At 35.4% G+C, this 17,405-nt stretch carries 14 protein-coding genes; 7 read left to right on the forward strand and 7 right to left on the reverse strand.

Features of this window, described 5'->3' with window-relative positions; all coding sequences use genetic code 11:
- Positions 1-19: 19 nt before the first annotated feature.
- Positions 20-244, forward strand: coding sequence for a DUF4327 family protein (locus tag F6K18_RS03810; protein WP_124147504.1), 225 nt, complete (start codon positions 20-22; stop codon positions 242-244).
- Between the two features lie 674 nt (positions 245-918).
- On the opposite strand, the gene F6K18_RS03815 is transcribed toward F6K18_RS03810, so the two are convergent.
- The 5 genes from F6K18_RS03815 to F6K18_RS03835 form a co-directional block, all read right to left on the reverse strand.
- On the reverse strand, positions 919-1,311 hold the full coding sequence (locus tag F6K18_RS03815; protein ID WP_287518819.1) for a hypothetical protein: 393 nt from the start codon (positions 1,309-1,311) through the stop codon (positions 919-921).
- 261 nt (positions 1,312-1,572) lie between these two features.
- Positions 1,573-1,710: a hypothetical protein gene (locus tag F6K18_RS03820; protein ID WP_287518820.1), complete on the reverse strand. Its 138-nt coding sequence runs from the start codon at positions 1,708-1,710 to the stop codon at positions 1,573-1,575.
- Between the two features lie 1,452 nt (positions 1,711-3,162).
- On the reverse strand, positions 3,163-4,419 hold the full coding sequence (locus F6K18_RS03825) for a hypothetical protein (protein WP_287518821.1): 1,257 nt from the start codon (positions 4,417-4,419) through the stop codon (positions 3,163-3,165).
- 236 nt (positions 4,420-4,655) lie between these two features.
- A complete protein-coding gene (locus tag F6K18_RS03830; RefSeq protein ID WP_287243523.1) occupies positions 4,656-4,997 on the reverse strand; it encodes a hypothetical protein in 342 nt (113 codons plus the stop codon).
- Positions 4,998-5,508: 511 nt separating this feature from the next.
- Complete coding sequence (locus F6K18_RS03835; RefSeq protein WP_287245174.1) at positions 5,509-6,036, reverse strand: phosphoribosyltransferase; 528 nt, start codon at positions 6,034-6,036, stop codon at positions 5,509-5,511.
- 1,014 nt (positions 6,037-7,050) lie between these two features.
- Between F6K18_RS03835 and F6K18_RS03840 the strand changes: the two genes are divergently transcribed.
- The 4 genes from F6K18_RS03840 to F6K18_RS03855 all read left to right on the forward strand — a co-directional run bounded on the left by F6K18_RS03840 (position 7,051) and on the right by F6K18_RS03855 (position 12,680).
- On the forward strand, positions 7,051-8,928 hold the full coding sequence (locus F6K18_RS03840) for a hypothetical protein (RefSeq protein WP_287518822.1): 1,878 nt from the start codon (positions 7,051-7,053) through the stop codon (positions 8,926-8,928).
- Positions 8,929-8,973: 45 nt separating this feature from the next.
- Positions 8,974-9,153 carry a hypothetical protein gene (locus F6K18_RS03845; RefSeq protein ID WP_287518823.1) on the forward strand — a complete coding sequence of 60 codons (180 nt, stop codon included), beginning with the start codon at positions 8,974-8,976 and terminating at the stop codon, positions 9,151-9,153.
- Positions 9,154-9,487: 334 nt separating this feature from the next.
- A complete protein-coding gene (locus F6K18_RS03850; protein ID WP_124142856.1) occupies positions 9,488-9,835 on the forward strand; it encodes an NAD(P)H-quinone oxidoreductase subunit M in 348 nt (115 codons plus the stop codon).
- Between the two features lie 697 nt (positions 9,836-10,532).
- Positions 10,533-12,680, forward strand: coding sequence for a protein phosphatase 2C domain-containing protein (locus tag F6K18_RS03855; protein ID WP_287518824.1), 2,148 nt, complete (start codon positions 10,533-10,535; stop codon positions 12,678-12,680).
- Positions 12,681-13,741: 1,061 nt separating this feature from the next.
- Here the strand turns inward: F6K18_RS03855 and F6K18_RS03860 are convergent.
- Both F6K18_RS03860 and gap read right to left on the reverse strand, forming a co-directional pair.
- Positions 13,742-14,110: a DUF1823 family protein gene (locus F6K18_RS03860; RefSeq protein WP_287274197.1), complete on the reverse strand. Its 369-nt coding sequence runs from the start codon at positions 14,108-14,110 to the stop codon at positions 13,742-13,744.
- A gap of 222 nt (positions 14,111-14,332) precedes the next feature.
- A complete protein-coding gene (gene gap / locus F6K18_RS03865) occupies positions 14,333-15,364 on the reverse strand; it encodes a type I glyceraldehyde-3-phosphate dehydrogenase (protein ID WP_287518825.1) in 1,032 nt (343 codons plus the stop codon).
- A gap of 932 nt (positions 15,365-16,296) precedes the next feature.
- Between gap and F6K18_RS03870 the strand changes: the two genes are divergently transcribed.
- Both F6K18_RS03870 and F6K18_RS03875 read left to right on the forward strand, forming a co-directional pair.
- Positions 16,297-16,491: a hypothetical protein gene (locus F6K18_RS03870; RefSeq protein WP_287518826.1), complete on the forward strand. Its 195-nt coding sequence runs from the start codon at positions 16,297-16,299 to the stop codon at positions 16,489-16,491.
- Positions 16,492-16,715: 224 nt separating this feature from the next.
- Positions 16,716-17,399: a caspase family protein gene (locus tag F6K18_RS03875; RefSeq protein WP_287518827.1), complete on the forward strand. Its 684-nt coding sequence runs from the start codon at positions 16,716-16,718 to the stop codon at positions 17,397-17,399.
- The last annotated feature ends 6 nt before the right edge of the window (positions 17,400-17,405 follow it).

Consider the following 17,405-nt stretch of genomic DNA (forward strand, 5'->3'; position numbering starts at 1 on the left):
CTAAAAAAAAAGGGTGACTATGACTTACACCACAGTTCAATATTCTTTAGACATCATCAGGGATGAAGCAAAAGAACTTGTACAAAAAGGAGTTCTTGGACGTCAGCAACCTATTTATACTCTCTGCCAATACATTCCTGTCAGAGAATGGGCTTGTGTAGAAGGTGAGTTGGAAAAATGTAACTTTCTACTTAGAGACCGAATTGCTGACCTAATAGGCAACGAAAAATGGGAAAACGACTAAAAAAAACTAACTCAGCTAAATTAAACTATTAGCTGGGTTAGGTATAGTATTTTATTATAATTTATAAAGACTTTTTAATCCCTAAATAAACGAAACGGATAAGATTCATCCAAATAGAGATATTTTGACATCCTCTCCAGCCTAAAGTTGTGGAGAAACAAAACCGAACCTTAATTCCTCGGCAGGTTGACGCTTCTTAAGGCTGCTTCACCCATCCCTCTTACTCCTTTCCCGTGAGGAGATTGGGATGGGTTGTGCTTTTTCTTCATATCCATTTAGAATTTGCGTTAGCGCAGCTCCTCTGGAGGAGGCGTACTCCCAGCCCAGAAACTAAATAAATAATATAATGTAGCATATATTCCATTTACTTAGAGCTTGCTGATTAAATCTAAAAGCATTGATATATAAATAATATTTCAGCCTTTTTGAGGTCAAAAAAAGTGCGCCTGTTTCAGCTCTTCATGCTCATGCATAGAGCGTATTTTAGGCTCATAGTTGGGCAGAAACATCAAAGTACAATTCTTACTCCTACCTCCTCTAAATTCTCATTTCTCATTTCTCATTTCTCCTACCTTCGCACATAAGACTTTTTCAGCAAGCCCTACTTACTTTCAAATAACAAAGTCGCCCTACAAGGGCGAGGCGTAACTACCCAATTTTTCGGTAATGTATTATCAGTTTTGAGAGTTTGACTCCTGAAGTTTCTGTAAATCAGCTCGTAGACCAGCAATTTCTTGAGTTAACTCTAGCAAATCTTCTTGTAGGTCTGATGACACAACACCAGAAGAAGAAGTAGAAGTAGGAGTGGAAGAAGCCGTTGTACTATCAGTATTGACCTGAGTATTTTGTTGATTCAAAATTGTATCAACAAAGTTCCTAGCTTCTTGCTCAGTCATCTCTCCTCTATCAGCCCATTCCTCAGTTAGTTGATTGAAATCAGTACTTAATTTATTCAAATTTTCATCTCGCTTACTAGAGTCTTGTACAGTTTCTATGAAAAAGGATGTAGCCCCCAAGGTGACACGAAATCCTTTTTGTAGTAGCTGAGTCAGATGATCAGGATTCATAAGTGTAAGTTAGCTCAATATCAAATATTGACTACTCCCCGGAGGTCAGTCACGGGGATTCTAAGTTGATACTACGCAACACCGATAAATCCATGTTGCTTAGTTTTTTCTTAGCTGACCAAAGATATACTCTTTGGGGACAAGTCAAAGTGCCCCTACACAGTCGGCTTAAGTAGGGGCGTTAACGATAGTTATGAGAAGCAAACGGCCGTTCGCCCCTATTGCTTTCTGCTTACTTTTGTGATTATATTTGCCACGACCTTACAGTCTACAGTCTTCACGCCAATTATTATCGGCTCTATACAAACCACCCTGTCTTGATGCAGTCGCTCTTATGGGAAATCCCCTTTGGCGACGCTGCACCGCTTTATTCTTTTCGGTGACGGTTTCCAATCTCATGGTTTTTCACCATAATTAGGTAGATTGTCACCATCGAAAGATTTAAACGGGCAGACAGAAAAGTTATTGTAGGTGATAATAGCATAGGACAACTAAAGTTGTCTAGTCTAAACGACTCGCTTGTTTTCATCCCCCGGTTAAAACCTATGCTTTATAAGGAACTCCTGAAAACCTTGTGTGGAGTAGGGGAGTAGGGGAGTAGGGAGTAGGGGAGAAGGGAGAAAGAATCATAGTAAATAGGAAAAACTACTTAATTTATCAAAAAAAATCTACTTTTTAATACACTTTTTCTCTGGCAAAAATCTTTGAAAGGCTAGTACATAACTTGTCTATAATGTCTACGTTTTATGTTAAGAAAGATGTTTATAAAGCATAGGGTTAAAACACGGGGGCCTTCAACGTCACTTTTCGGTAATTTCTCTCTTAGTACAGATGAGAAACTGACTGTACTGGATAATATAACGCGGATAGAAGCAAGTGACAAAGTTATTTGAGAATATTTTTAGCTATAAAGTATATTTTCGTAGGTATTCAGCCATTAGCTAGGGCTTGCTGAAAAAGTCTTTTTGTGGAGGTAGGGAGTAGGGAGTAGGGAGTAGGGAGTAGGGAGTAGTTAGGGCTTGCTGAATAAAGTCTTTTTGCTTAGGTAGGAGACAGGAGATAACCTACCCCTAGCCCCTCCCACTCCCAGGAGGGGAAGACAGGAGAAATGGGAATAAGCGAGGAGGTAGGAGTTAAGAATTGCCTCTCAATTTTTCTGCCATAATCATCCCAAAATACTAGCTTTTTGCAGCTCTTACCACCGAAAAGCTGGTACTTTTTTCAACTCTAAAACGCTAAAACCAATATCAGTTAAGACTTTTAGAATTAATCAGCAAACCCTAGTTAAGAGTAAGGATTTAGAGGAATTACAAAGGAAGTAATTGAAAAAATAGTTTCTGAATTTTTCTTTCCTAGTTAATATAAAATGCTAAGTTTTTCAACCTGAGCAGCCTAAAAACTTGCACTTTTTCCGACCCGAAAAAGACTGAAATCTTTATCTATAAATACTTTTATATTTAGGGCTTGCTGATTAAATATCAAAGCATTGACTGATATTGGTTTTAGCCTTTTTAGGTCTTTAAAAAGTACAAGGTTTTCGTCTTCCGGCAGCTCAAAAAGGAGCGGATTTTGGACTGAATATAGCAGAAAAATCAAGGGATAATTCTTCCTACTGCCTTCTCTACATTCCCCATTTCTTCCCCTCCTGAGAGGGGCTAGGGGTGGGTTGTCTTCCCCTCCTGAGAGGGGTTAGGGGTGGGTTGTCTCCTGTCTCCTGTTTCCTACCCCAACAAAAAGACTTTATTCAGCAGACCCTAACTACTCCCTACTCCCTACCTCAACAAAAAGACTTTCCATACACAAACCCTAATTTATTGTTGAAACAGACGCAATTGGTGATTATCATCTACTTTATGAAAGTCCTTTAATAATAACTTCTTCCACACCCAAATTTGTTAACTTCTTTCCAACTTGCGAAACAGCATCTTTTAAATTTATATATATCAATAAATATTTATTTTCTGTCAATTTGTATATCAGTGAACATTTCACAGCAAATGATAATAACTCTTTTTTTGGTATATCATCAAATTCAAACACCTTTTGTAGAATTAATTTCCCACCAAAACCAGGTAAATAGTTTTGTAATTTAACCCATGAATTATGAAAAAAGTAATTGTTATTAAAAGTAGGTATCAAACTGTATATTCGTGGAAGTTCATTGATTGATTTTCTTACATCAGTATGTTTGAACATATAATTGTTTTCTGCTTTAGTTAAATCCGAGACTAAAGCTTCAGCATTTCCTAAATAATTTTCTGGTATGCCAACATTTCTATATCTTAGATTACAAGGAAAAATAAATCGTTTAATAGGAACAACTGACAAAAATTCAAATAAAGCATCGTTTGTGCTATATGCTATTTCTTTATTAGGCTGATTTTGATTTTTCCTCTTAATTAAGTCTAGCTTTTCTTTGGTTAAAATACATTCAATATAACTCCAATTATTCTTATTTTGAAGAAAATATCTCAATATGAAAACAATAAAAGATGTTGAACTTAAAAGTTTATCTTTCCATGATAATTTTTGAAAACTTGCAGCCATAAAATTGTCTATTTTATTAAAATCTATTGTAAATAATGGTTCAGATTTAGCAACATATTCTGGGTCTTCGTATGCTTGAGAAAGATATTCTAATAATTGAAAATATGTTCCACCATCTGCTATGAGATGATTAACAAATAGAGTTATGCCATAATAATTTTGATTATGATTTAAAATTACATATACCAATGGAGTATCTTTATTAATAGCATCTGAAGATTTTTTGGGAATATTGAATTCATTTTTTATATAAGTTTTGGCATCTAATAAATTATCAATATTTATTTCCTGTTCGTTTAGATCAATATGAATAAAAGCAACACCATCTTTTTGTGGGTTACATACAACTTTTAACGGAGAAAACAATTTCTTGACTAATCTCCCTCCCAAAATTGGCACACTATCTAGTATTTTTTGAATTGCTATTTTTAATCTATGAGAATCTATTCGATGTTTATACCAACTTATTACACCAATATAAGGTGCAAGTCCCATTTTGCTATCTAATTTTGAAAGTTGATACTCTTGATGTACATTACTATTTGTTGTTATTAATTCCATTTTTTACCTACTAAGTTCAAGACCAAATCTCTCCACACTTCTACTATCTCAATCATAAGTATTCAAGCGGACATAATACAGTGGATTCCACTTTGGTGAAGTACACCCCTCGCGGGCAAGATCCCCGCACTTGTATTCATTTAATTTAATTATTAATATCTGTACTTCTTATGCGAGGAATATGCTGTATTATTTATTTGCTAGAGATGTAGTATATTTTCTAAAATTAAAAATTTTCAGCCTACTTGCTCTAAATATTGACTAATATCCTCATTAAGCCTAGTAAGTTCAGCTTCAGTAGTAATCCGAATCCGCTCATCTCGTAAAGTAATCAAAACTTTAGCGGCAAAAGGACTAGGCCAAATATTAGGATTGCAAAATATTTCTAAAAAGACATCTCCTGTATACTGATATTCCATAGGTTTCTGTGGAGTTAATTTTCCTGGACTACCAGCAGCAGTTTTTAATTGTTGCATTAATTGAACGATCACACTTTGTAAATTCTTTGCAGCTTCAGGACTAAAATCAAAAGATATAGACCCTTCCACCATATTCAAGGTTAGTTTAGGAGCAAACATAGCAAATTCAATAAATATATACTATTATTAATAATAAACTTTACCATAAAACCTCAGCCTGAAATCAGGTAATTAAAATTGTTCACTTATTTAAGCCTAGATATGATACTCTAATTGCCACCACAAGTTTAGTTAATTTAGGGATTTCCTAACATACTATAAATTTTTTTTCTACATCTATAAAATCTTTACAAAAAAAGTAAAGTATTCAATGAAACTTAAATATCTCTATCCACAAGTACCTGTAATATAATGTACGCTTAATTAGTCATAATAAAGTTCTTAGATGGTAGGTCGTAGGTGTAAATTCAATAAGGAACAGTGGAAACGGAGCAAAAATTTGGGATATTCATTCAAGATCGCTTCAGTCAAATATTCTTATTATACTTAATCATCCGCACATAGTATCACAAATTAATTTAACAATTTAGTGGAGCTAGGGAATGCCCGGTTTGGTAACAGGGAATAGAAAATATACTTGAGCATTAAATATACAAATAATTTTGTCTCCCTACCGATCTATGTTCATCCTAGTCAAAGTAAAAGCTAAATCAGCAGCACTTATTTGTTCATATATTTCAAACGGTTGATGGACCCAAGGATTATCTGGCAAATAATCAACATAGTAGTCAGGTTCAAATATAGAGCAAGCCTTATACCACAAAACTGCTGTTTTGAGTTCCTGAATTTCTTGACCATAATTATCCTGAAGCCAAGCGATAGACTTATCTATACTAACTCCCGAATCTACTAGATCATCAGCTAGCAACACATGACTACCTAAACGATATGTAGTCATAGTTAAATTTTTTCCTATGATCATCTTACCCTGTTCCTGGCCTTTAATACCACCATAAGAGGAAGTAGCTAGAATCGCTAAAGGTTTTTTAAAAATGCGAGACAAAATATCTCCTACTCGTAATCCTCCTCTAGCCAAACAAACAATTTGATTGAACTGCCATTGAGATTGATAAATTTTTGCTGCTAGATACTCAATTTTTTGATGATAGTCTAACCAAGAGATGTAAAGATTGCTCATTTTTGAACTTTAAAATAATAGTGATAACCTAAAAATAGGATAGTTTTAATTTTACCTAAAACTGTCACTTGTATTTCAAGCCACAATCATTATATTTTATTAAATAATTTTTTGATCTAGTTTAGGAGAAGCATCGCCCTTCCGTTGTATCTCACACTTCTTAAGAAATGCTATACCAATTTTCTACAAGCTGAAATTTTTGTGTTATTTAAAGGTAAAGGTATGTTATATCTTTCAAATAATTTAGAAAAGGGGTATTTTAAAAAAAAATAAATTTTATGATTATTAGCCAAGCTGAATAGCAAAAATATCAATCTGCTATCCTCAGCCATCCACACCGAATCCCATGAAGTAATCGATTAATAGCTGTTGTATCTTCTTCACTCAAATTATGGTATAAAAATCAACTTCTGAGCTGTTTTCTGTGTTCTTTAGTCAAAATACCAAATCCATAGACTTGGAATACTAACTCTGCAATAATTACTTCTGGTAAAAGGGTTTGATAGTTCATAGTAGTTCATCATAATATACTGTTTATAGTATTCCCAATTTAACAATTAATAACTGTGATAAATAACTTTCCTCTAAGTTATATTTATCTAGAAAAATCGTGACTTATGTCACCATAGTTAAAGCATAATTCTGTAATTTATGCCATTTTTCTATGAAGTTACACTCTATAAAAGAGAATAATTATTAGCAGAATAAGGTCAAAAAAAATCTTCAACAAAATTCTTCAATCCATAGTTACAAAAAAAATAGTATAAGATATTAAGGATAATCATATTAATCAATGGTTGCCAGATTTTTTTGAAAAAAGATACTTGTTCAGCATAATTAAGGGAATAATTATATCATATAACCAATAATTTGAATGTTATACTGAATCAATAATTAATATTAACTGTTACTATTGCCACTGTATAAATATTAAGTACTATATAGCATTCAAAAGTATTGATAAATCAAGCAAATGGCGTAAAAAAAATACTTTAAGTAAGAGTTTAAAAGTATATGAAAAATCAGCAAAAAAAATATATTCCCATAGTAATAATATTAACTATAGCCTTGAATTTCATAATATTAGGATGTCAAAAAAACAGCCCAAAAACACAGAAAATAGATGACAAAAACAATACAACATTGTTACAGCCAAATACTGTAGAAGAAGAAAGTAAATTTCAAGCAAGAAGTTTGGCAATTCGTAAGAAACTAGCAGCCGTAGACTTAAAAGAACTAGATAGTTGGTGGAGACCAAGAAAAATTGGAGACCCTCATAAATATCTACTGCCAGTAATTTTAGCCAGATTAAGTTTAGAAGATACACAAATAGGAAAACTTTATAATCAAGAAAAAACCTGGAAAATTTTATTCCAACTAGATAAAGATAAACCAAGCCTTTATCACTTCCGTAGTTATCTAGATGTGCGAATTTTCTTTTTATTTAGAGATAAAATGCCATCTGATGTATTAGCATCTTACAAAAATCAACTACAACGACCGAAAGTTTTCAACTGGATCAAAACTGGAACAGAAAATCATATGTTTATGCAACGTGCATCTGGTTTAGCGTTGATGGATGGAAGTGGTTGGCCTGTAGAAGACCCCGCAAGTGAAGCCACAAATGAGGCATGGTTGCGAGCAGAGCTGAATAAGTTTTTAACTATTGGACAAGGAGAATTTCATTCTTCCACTTATTATGGATATAGTATTGGTGGATTACTCAATCTATATGATTTTGCTCGCGACCCAGAATTGAAAAAACTGGCAAAAGGTTTACTAGATTGGTATGCAACTAATATGGCACTAAGACTAAGTTGGGGGACTGCTGGAGGTGCAGAAAGTCGGGGTTTCGATCGCAGTACCTGGAATACTGAGTTAGGTGCAGTAGCATGGATGTGGTGGGGAGAAGGCACTGAAGCTGCAGAAAAGATGAGAAATGGTACTGCTAGGTTAGCATTGCCAGCAGCTCTAAGCACATATCGTCCTCCAGAACATCTGAGGGCACTCGCTCGTAAACAAGTGCCATTACCATTTCAGCTCAGAGCAAGTCATCCAATTTACTATAGTTACTCTCAAGGAAACCGCTTATGGGAAAAATTCTATATAACTGAGGACTATAGTTTAGGAACTTTATTAGAGCCTACTCGCAGTTATCAAGTCGAGGGTACAATTAGTGCACAATATACTACTTATAAGTTAGTAGTGCGCGACCCTGAAGGCATTAATAACGCAGTAGTAGGTTTAGGTGGCACTTATCATGGACCCCAAGCAACTGGACGTAGTCCCGGCGATCAATATGTTCAGCAGAAGGGAGCAGTAATATTTCAGTTAATTCTCAGCGATCGAGATTTGCAAGCAGGAGTGCCAGCACAGTCGCATTTAGTTTTGCCAAAGCGTTATGGCGAACCGAGAAAATATAAAAATTGGTATATTTGGCGCATTGAAAATATTTGGCTATGTGCTCGACCTTGGGCAGCAGAGGTAAGTTTACAACCATTATCTCGGAAATATAAAGAATATCAAGCAATGGTTGCTAAAGGAAAAAGGACAGCTTGGGTTACTGATGTAGCAAGAGTAGCTGATATTGGAGATTTTGAAAGTTTAAAACAGGCCTTGGATAAAACTCTCGTTGATGATAGGGAATGGGAGAGTCAAGGGCGTTTAAGTTATTTGAGTTTAGCTGGCGATCGCGTAGTTATGACATATAAGCAAGATGGTGCTATTGGGGACGCAGTAGTTAATGGGGAAAAAAGAATTTTAAAAAATTGGCCTGTTTTAGATAGTCCATACACCAAACAAGAGTTATACAGTGGGTTACTAGAAGTTGATGACCCCAAGTTAGGTAAATGGCAATTAAGAGGTAAGTTAATGGGTCCAGAATGGGAGTAGGGGAGTAGGGGAGATCGGGAAATAGGGAAATAGGGAAATGGGGAGATGGAGACCCACCCCTCGCCCCTCCCCCTCCCAGGAGGGGAATATCGAGAAAGATTTGGCAATGGCGCTTGTGATGGAACATTTTTTTATACCGAATTTAGCGAACTTGATGTTATACCAAATCTCAAAAAGTTTACTATTTATCTTTACAGCGCTTTTCATTTAAGTAGATCACAGTAAGGACGTTCTGGAACGTCCCTACAGGATTTTGATTGTGACGATGTGGTTGATCAATATGAAAACCGCTGTAACTCATGGGGAGATAGGGAGATAGAGAGATAGGGAGACGGTAATCAAACATAGCATTACTATTCAGAAATGCTGTTACAAATTTTTTAGTTATAAACACTAAATATAGCGTAGCACTATAGCTTTAATCCTATTAATATAGTGTTTTAGCGTGAATTATCTGAATATTTTTCCGTGAGAATTTTTTAACCCATAAAGTTAAGTAATTTGATACTTCAATACTTACGATAGAATTTAACAAAAAGTCATAGAGAGAAAATTACTCATGCTATTAAAGTCAACAACTAGACATATTCGTATTTTTGCCGGAGTTATAGAAGACAATGAACTTGTTCCTGATGATCAGGTATTAACCCTCGATATTGACCCCGATAACGAACTTAACTGGAATGATACTGCCGTGCAGCAGATTTACAGAAAGTTTGACGATCTGGTAGAATCTTGTAGTGGGGAAGATTTAACTGAATACAACCTACGTCGTATAGGTTCCGATTTAGAGCATTTTGTGCGATCGCTATTACAATCAGGTCAAATTAGCTATAATCTTGGTAGTCGTGTCAATAACTATAGTCTAGGACTACCAAGAGTAGATATTGACCCTGAAGCTCAATAGGATATTAAAATTTAATCTCTAATATAATCAATCGGGACTTACGCAGAGACTATACATATAGCGACGGCGTTAGGGGAGCTTGGCGTTAGCCAATACCATTCGCCCCTACAAATAGTGGTTTAAAAATCAATTTGCGTAAGTCCTGATAATAATCTGATAACATCACTGTTATCGGATTACATACTTTGATAATGTTGTAAAAATTGCTTCATAGATACCTGACAATTGGCCATAAGTTGACTAACTCCAAATATCAGGAAAAAATTGCTCTAGAGTTTCGACTAAAGCAAAAATTTCCATATTAAACATTTTATAATATAATTTATGAGAATGTTTAAGTTGAGTTAACAGCTAATCTATATCTATACTTAGGAAGTGGCTGTTTGTAATTAGTTTCTTGATTGGTAAAATTACTAAGAGCATTAGAATCAGAAGATTTAAACATGAATGACCTCAAATGATTAAAAACAATATATAATAAAATTAACTTAGTACAACTGACAATCAAGATAATATTTATAGTTTTATCAGTAAAACAGTTTAGGAATTAGATATTTTTAGATAGATATTGAAATTATGCTGAAAAATCAAGAACAAAGACCTAATTCAACTAGCATAAATAATTAAAGATAAATCGATAAATCTAACCGATCAAAGAAATGGCCGAAAGCTGCGAGGACCCCTGATGCAAAACACTATGCCAAAACACTACCTGTGGGTTATAGGTGAAGGGATAAAAACCTATCGGTCAGGAGAAATAATAGTAGATCGTTATCAAGTTCAAGACGATCAAATACTACTGGATACTCAACCAGAAAAAACACCCCAGATGCCCGAAGAAATTCCGGGTGAAATAGAACCATATTTGAGATTATTTCCCTATAGACTTCATATTCCTCAAGTTTATGGAATTTTATCAGTAACAGAAAAAAAAAGGACTCGAGAAATTTGGCTCCTAGAAGGAGGGCCAATTAATTCCAACTCAGGAAGCTTAATGCCAAAAATAGCTACATCATGGAAGGATGCTACACCAATGCGACAGTTAAATTGGTTATGGCAAATAGCTCAACTTTGGCAACCGTTGAATGTGCAAAAAGTAGCTTCTAGTTTGCTAAATTCAGAAAATCTGCGGGTAGAAGGACAATTAGTACGCTTATTAGAGCTACAGGCAGATCAAAAATCTTTGACATTGCAGCACTTAGGTAGATTCTGGCAGAAATGGGCAAGCAATGCTCATCCAGCAGTAGAAAAATTCTTGAAACAACTGTTTCACCAAATGATTGCAGGTGAAGTCTACAATGCCGATCAGCTTATAGTACAACTAGATCAAGCTCTGGAATTATTGGGGCGATCGCAAATTAGAAAAATTAACATTGCCACTGCTACAGATACCGGACCTAATCGTTCTAACAATGAAGATGCTTGTTACCCACCCAGCAAAACAGCCATTAGCTATCCACCGAGTTATAAAACAGTAGCTATGGTCTGCGATGGTATTGGTGGTCAAGAAGGAGGAGAAGAAGCATCAGAGTTAGCAATTAAAGTTTTGTGCCAAAGATTACATAATAATATACCCGAACAAGGCGATGCTCTGACTATAACTACAAAATTAGAAGAATCTGCTTATGCTGCTAATGATGCTATCTATGAGCGTAACGATAACGAGCAACGTCAGGGTCGTCAACGGATGGGGACCACTCTAGTTATGGCACTCGCCCATCTCCATGAACTCTACATAGCTCATGTAGGAGATAGTCGTGCTTATTGGATTACTCCGACTCGATGTTATCAAGTAACTCTAGATGATGATGTTGCGACTCGTCAAGTCAGATTAGGCTACTCTTTATATCAAGATGCCGTCAACCAAATTGCATCAGGTGCTCTAGTACAAGCTTTGGGTATTACGGCCTCAACAAGTTTACATCCAACTGTACAACGTTTTCCAATAGATGAAGATAGTATTTTCTTGATTTGTTCTGATGGTTTAAGCGATAGAAATCGAGTAGAAGAATATTGGCAAACAGAAATATTACCATTGCTAGAAGGGAAAACAAATCTAGCTACAGTGAGAGATAGATTAATAGAAATTGCTAACGCCACAAATGGGCATGATAATGTAACAGTAGCTTTAGTGTATTATCAAGTAACTGATAAAGGTCAGATAACAGAATTGTCTGTTCCACCTGTAAAAGTTCAGCATTTAAAAGTAGAAAAATCACGAAAAAATTCGGAATTTAATTCATCAGATAATCAATTTTTCGACAATAAACCCAAAAATTTTCCATATGACTCAGAATATAAAAGTGGGTGGTTTTACTTGTCAGGAATTCTGATACTTCTGGTATTAGGTGGAATATTAGCATATTTTTTAAGTCCCTTAGCAAAAGAATTAACACCGCCATGGCCTGTAAAGTCTCCAAATAGTAGTACTGTTGCAGCAAATACGGAAAAGCCTAGCCAACAACCAAATCCTACATCTTCTCCTAGTTTATCTTTGGATATAGGTTCACTTATATTGATTAATCATAGCGATCGTTCTCAGGAAAAGTCACAGGAACCGATTGAATTACTAAATAATAGAACAAATAAGAAAGTTAAAGGTATAGTTAGTAATGGTAGTATTCTCGAAGTAACTAGAAAATTGAATCAACCTGAAGAAACTTGGTTAGAATTACAAGTTGTTTGTTCAACTGAAACTCCCTCAAATATTGACCCAGAATTTTCTAATGTTTTATTACAACCAAAAGATAAAGGTTGGATTGAACAAGCCAAAATAGAGAGTAGCTCGGATGTCATAATTTTGGAAAAAAATTCAGAAAAACTAGATGGATGTGTAGAAGATTAGTTCAATTTAATCAATCAATAGACATCTATAGCAATCCTAATTTTGGTTGTGAAAATGTGAAAAAATGTCTGGCAATTAGGTAATATTATGTGACCCCTTCTGGGGAGCTACCCTTACAGTAGAACAGTTATAATTAGGTTCATAGTTGTGCTTTAGCCCTAAGGCCAATATTTACAAGGGTTTTCATTCCGGTAGACTACAGTAAGGACGTTCCATGGAACGTCCCTATAGGGTGCGTGATTGTGATAATGTGGTTCATCAATATCAAAAGTTCTGTAAAGGGCTAAAGCCCAACTACAAACAAAAATTCTATTATAACTATTATTATAACTAATTAGCCCACATTTGGAACTTCAAGAGCGTATCATTAAAAGTAGTATATGAATCTGTAGCTTGGTAGGTATTTATACTATGCAAATCATCTCAATACTTTTTTCGTTCATCGATCTTCCTAGTAAAAAATTTACGCATAAATACTTGCTCTGATGATGACTCAATCACGGCAGCTATAATTTTCTTCTAAAATTCTGTCTCCAGTATAGCTGTCTCCTGACTCCTTCTTCGGTTGCTACATTTTGTGGTGCGGAATGTGGGAATTAGGGTTTGCTGAAAAAGTCTTTTGGCAGGGGTAGGAGTCAGAAGTCAGGAGTCAACCCACCCCTCGCCCCTCCCCCTCCCAGGAGGGGAAGTCAGGAGGAATTGGGGATTTAGAGGAGGTAGTCGGATATATTTATCCCTTTATTTTTTTGCCGTAGTTAGCCCAAAATCCTAACTTTTTGGTCGCTCAAGCTTAAAAAGTTGCACTTTTTTTTCGTTCTAAAAAGGCTAAAACCTTTATCTGTAAATGCTTTTAGATTTAATCAGCAAGCCCTAATTATCCGAACATAATATTATAATATCAAATTCGGTTGAACAACCTCACTCCTTGGCCATTATTAGATTTTTGACAAATCAAATCATTACTATGGTGAAAAAAATGTAGAAACATTCTATTGAAATGAAAGTCTCTACAATGTATGAAAATTTATAAAGATATTTACTACAATTTGATATAAAAAATATCAACGACTACTAATTTCCATGTAGCTTAAAAGCCAATTTGCCATAGTAGCACGGCGTGCTTGCACAGGAGTAAATTCTCCTATTTTATAACCTTTAAAACCCAACTTTTGCTTCAGTAACTGTTTATTTTCTTTAGGAATAGAACGAGTTAACTTGACAGTGGGCGGGCGAAATTCAATAAAATTAGGAGGTTCTAGATATTCATCTCGCCACTCCGGTGCGACACTAGAAGCATCCCATTTATCAGTATTAGCATCATAGCGATAACCAAGATAATACCAAACTAACTGATTAACAGTATTATCATCAATTTTTTCATCAATAATTGCCTGAATAGTTTCTTTATTCAGTGGTGGTAGTTCAGACATAAAAGCTGACTCCATTTAACTTATTTTTATATAATTATATTATGATATAGTAGAAGGAAGAAGGAAAGGGCGCAGACAGATCAAAAGCTTAAAACTCAGGCAAAGCAATATTTTTCCTTCTTCTTTCTTCCTTCTGCTATACTTATCAATCAGGGAAACAAAAGAAGAATAAAATGTAGAGGCACTCCACGCCTCTACCATAATTGAATTATTGTTAGTTAGCTATTTACTTAAAATACCTTCTTTTTGTGCCATTGATAACATTAAATCTACTACTCGACAAGAATAACCCCATTCATTATCATACCAAGAAACAACCTTAAAGAAATTGGAGTTAAGTTCAATTCCAGCACCTGCATCAAAAATACTAGAGTGAGAGTCGCTGGTAAAATCAGTCGAAACTACAGGGTCTTCAGTATATCCAAGAATACCCTTCATCGGTCCTTCGGCAGCAGCTTTCATCGCTGCACAAATTTCTTTGTAGCTAGTTGACTTCTCGCTCTTGAAAGTTAAATCAACTACAGAAACATCTGGAGTCGGAACCCGGAATGCCATACCAGTCAGCTTGCCTTTTAATTGTGGTAAAACCAGAGTTACTGCTTTTGCTGCACCAGTAGAAGCGGGAATAATATTTTGAGCTGCACCACGTCCACCCCGAAAATCTTTTTTACTCGGACCGTCTACAGTTGGTTGAGTAGCAGTCATAGCGTGAACAGTTGTCATTAGACCTTCTGCCAAACCAAAATTATCATCAATAACTTTAGCAATAGGGGCTAAACAATTAGTAGTACAACTAGCATTAGAAACAATAGTATCTTCGGTAGGCTCGAATTGATCGTGATTAACACCCATCAACAAGGTTTTTACCCTATCTGGATCTTTTGTTGGAGCTGAAATAATGACTCGCTTTGCGCCTGCTGCCAAATGATTTGAAGCACCGTCAAAAGTGGTAAATAATCCTGTAGACTCAACTACATAATCTGCACCTTTTTCTTTCCAGGGCAATTCAGCAGGGTTTCTAATCGATACACAGGGAATCAACTTTCCGTTAATAGTTATGCCATCATCGGAGGCAGTTACTTCCCCTTGGAAACGTCCGTGAGTTGAATCATATTTCAATAAATAAGCTAGGTTTTGTGGTGGTACTAAGTCGTTAATTCCCACAAACTCGATTAAGTCCGGGTAGTTTAGTCCAGCACGGAATACTAGACGTCCAATACGGCCAAATCCATTGATGGCTACTTTTAAAGGCATGGATACAACTCCTATATAGCTAAAAGTTTCTATAAGTATTAGGACTTACCGATTAGAAATTATCACAAGGACAATTAGTCTAAATTATTCTTTTCCATATCTTAAGAATCTTTAGGCCAGATGACGGAGGCATTATGGGACTTCTAGCAATTATATTTGGGTTGTGCAAAAAATATCTCGGAATTAGGAAACGAGCAATAAACAGGCAACATCTAATATCATGTCCGGTTGAATACTAACACTTAGGAGAAAGGAAGACAGAGGACAGCTATGGTATTTGCGCAGCATTCCGGGCCGAAAGGCAGAGGGGAAAGAAAGGTTGAAAGGGAGAAGGTTTTTTGGTCACGTCAGCAGAACGAAGTTCTATCGCGCTATTATCCGGATTTGAACTGGAACCTGCCCCTAGGATTGCACCATTTTAGCTGTGTCAGTCCACTACAAATAATTTTGACAGAGAATATTCACTCCTGGTCATTTCAGTTATAAGTACCTCTGCAATAAGGAGACTTGAAACAATGAAATTTATTCTTTCTTGGTCGATTGGATATGCTGAGGGGACCTTAGCATCCCTCGACCGCTTTTCATGCCCTTCAAATGGGAGACTTTGGACTTCATTTTTTGGTAAAGCTGAAATCAGTGAAAACTACTGGGTAAATTTACAGTAATTTTAGCCTGATTATTTCTGCTAACCAACTATTTCTTTCATATTGCCAGATATTGCTTTTAAAACTCCGTGATTTTGTGGAAATAAAATCATATAAAAAATCTAATTATTCTCAGTGATTATTCTTAAAATTTTAGCTGATTTTAGATAAATTTACCGATAAAAACATTAATTAAAAAATCAAAAAACCTCTAAATAACTTGTAATTTACTCAAAAAAAATAAGGCATAATATTAATAGTTAATTAATGGAAATATAAGATATAGAAATGAAAAAAATTACTATACCAGCAGTTTTAGGAGTAGAGGGTTTAGCTCCTGCAAAGGAAATTAGAATTAAATTGAAGCCTAGAAAAACTCTTAGTCATGGTAACATTAACCAATTAGGTACAGGTTATATCCTTCAAGGTAATGAACAGGAAGATTTTGGTTCCCAGAGCTTTTCTGTTGAGACTGATAACTAATCACTGAAATAACCCCTTGAAACAGGATAAAAAAGGAAGGAAATTTATGATTTTATTACCTCTTGGGATAAAATGAACTTATCACAAACATTAATGAGCTAACAGAAACCCCGCTTTGTGAGGTTGAGAAATCCTGTGCTGTCTTTTCATAACAGCGTAGGGAGAATGTCAATGGCTGAAATTATTAATCAATTCAAAAAAACATACAATACAGAGGAACTGAGATGAACCCAAATAGTTCAGAATTATCCGCGACTAAAAAGATTTATGCTTTGCTAGTAGGTATCGACCAATATGCACCAGATTCAGAAGTACCTAAATTAAATGGCTGTGAAAACGACATTAAGGCCATAGAAGCCTATCTCACAGAAGAAATAAAAGGAAAAGAAGAAAGAAAATGGGAATTATTTGAACCGAGAGTTCTGATTAACGAACAAGCTACTCGTCAAGGAATCATAGATGGTTTTCAGCAGTACCTTTGCCAAGCAGGAAGCGATGATATTGCCCTATTCTACTATTCAGGACATGGTGGCCAACAAAAAGCCCCAGAAGAATTATTGTATCTAGACCCAGACGGCTTAAATGAAACCTTAGTTTGCTACGATAGCCGTAGTCCAGGCGGTTATGATTTAGCCGATAAAGAACTCAGGTATTTACTAGCTAAAGTAGCAGAAAAAGAGCCTCGTGTTATTGTAATTTTTGATTGCTGTCATGCAGGTGCAGGAACTAGAAGTGTTGAAGGTACACGCCTAGCTCCAGACGATACCAGAGATCGCCCTTTATCTACCTTGATTTTTGCACAGGATGAAACCTTTAACAATTCCCTATCGACTTCATCAAAAGTTGAGAAGAAAAAGACAGGGTTAGATTTACCTAAAGGAAGGCATATTCTCTTGGCAGCTTGTTGAGATTAC

Origin of the sequence: Okeania sp. SIO2C2 (assembly GCF_010692625.1) — a bacterium.
Classification (GTDB): Bacteria; Cyanobacteriota; Cyanobacteriia; order Cyanobacteriales; family Microcoleaceae; genus Okeania; species Okeania hirsuta.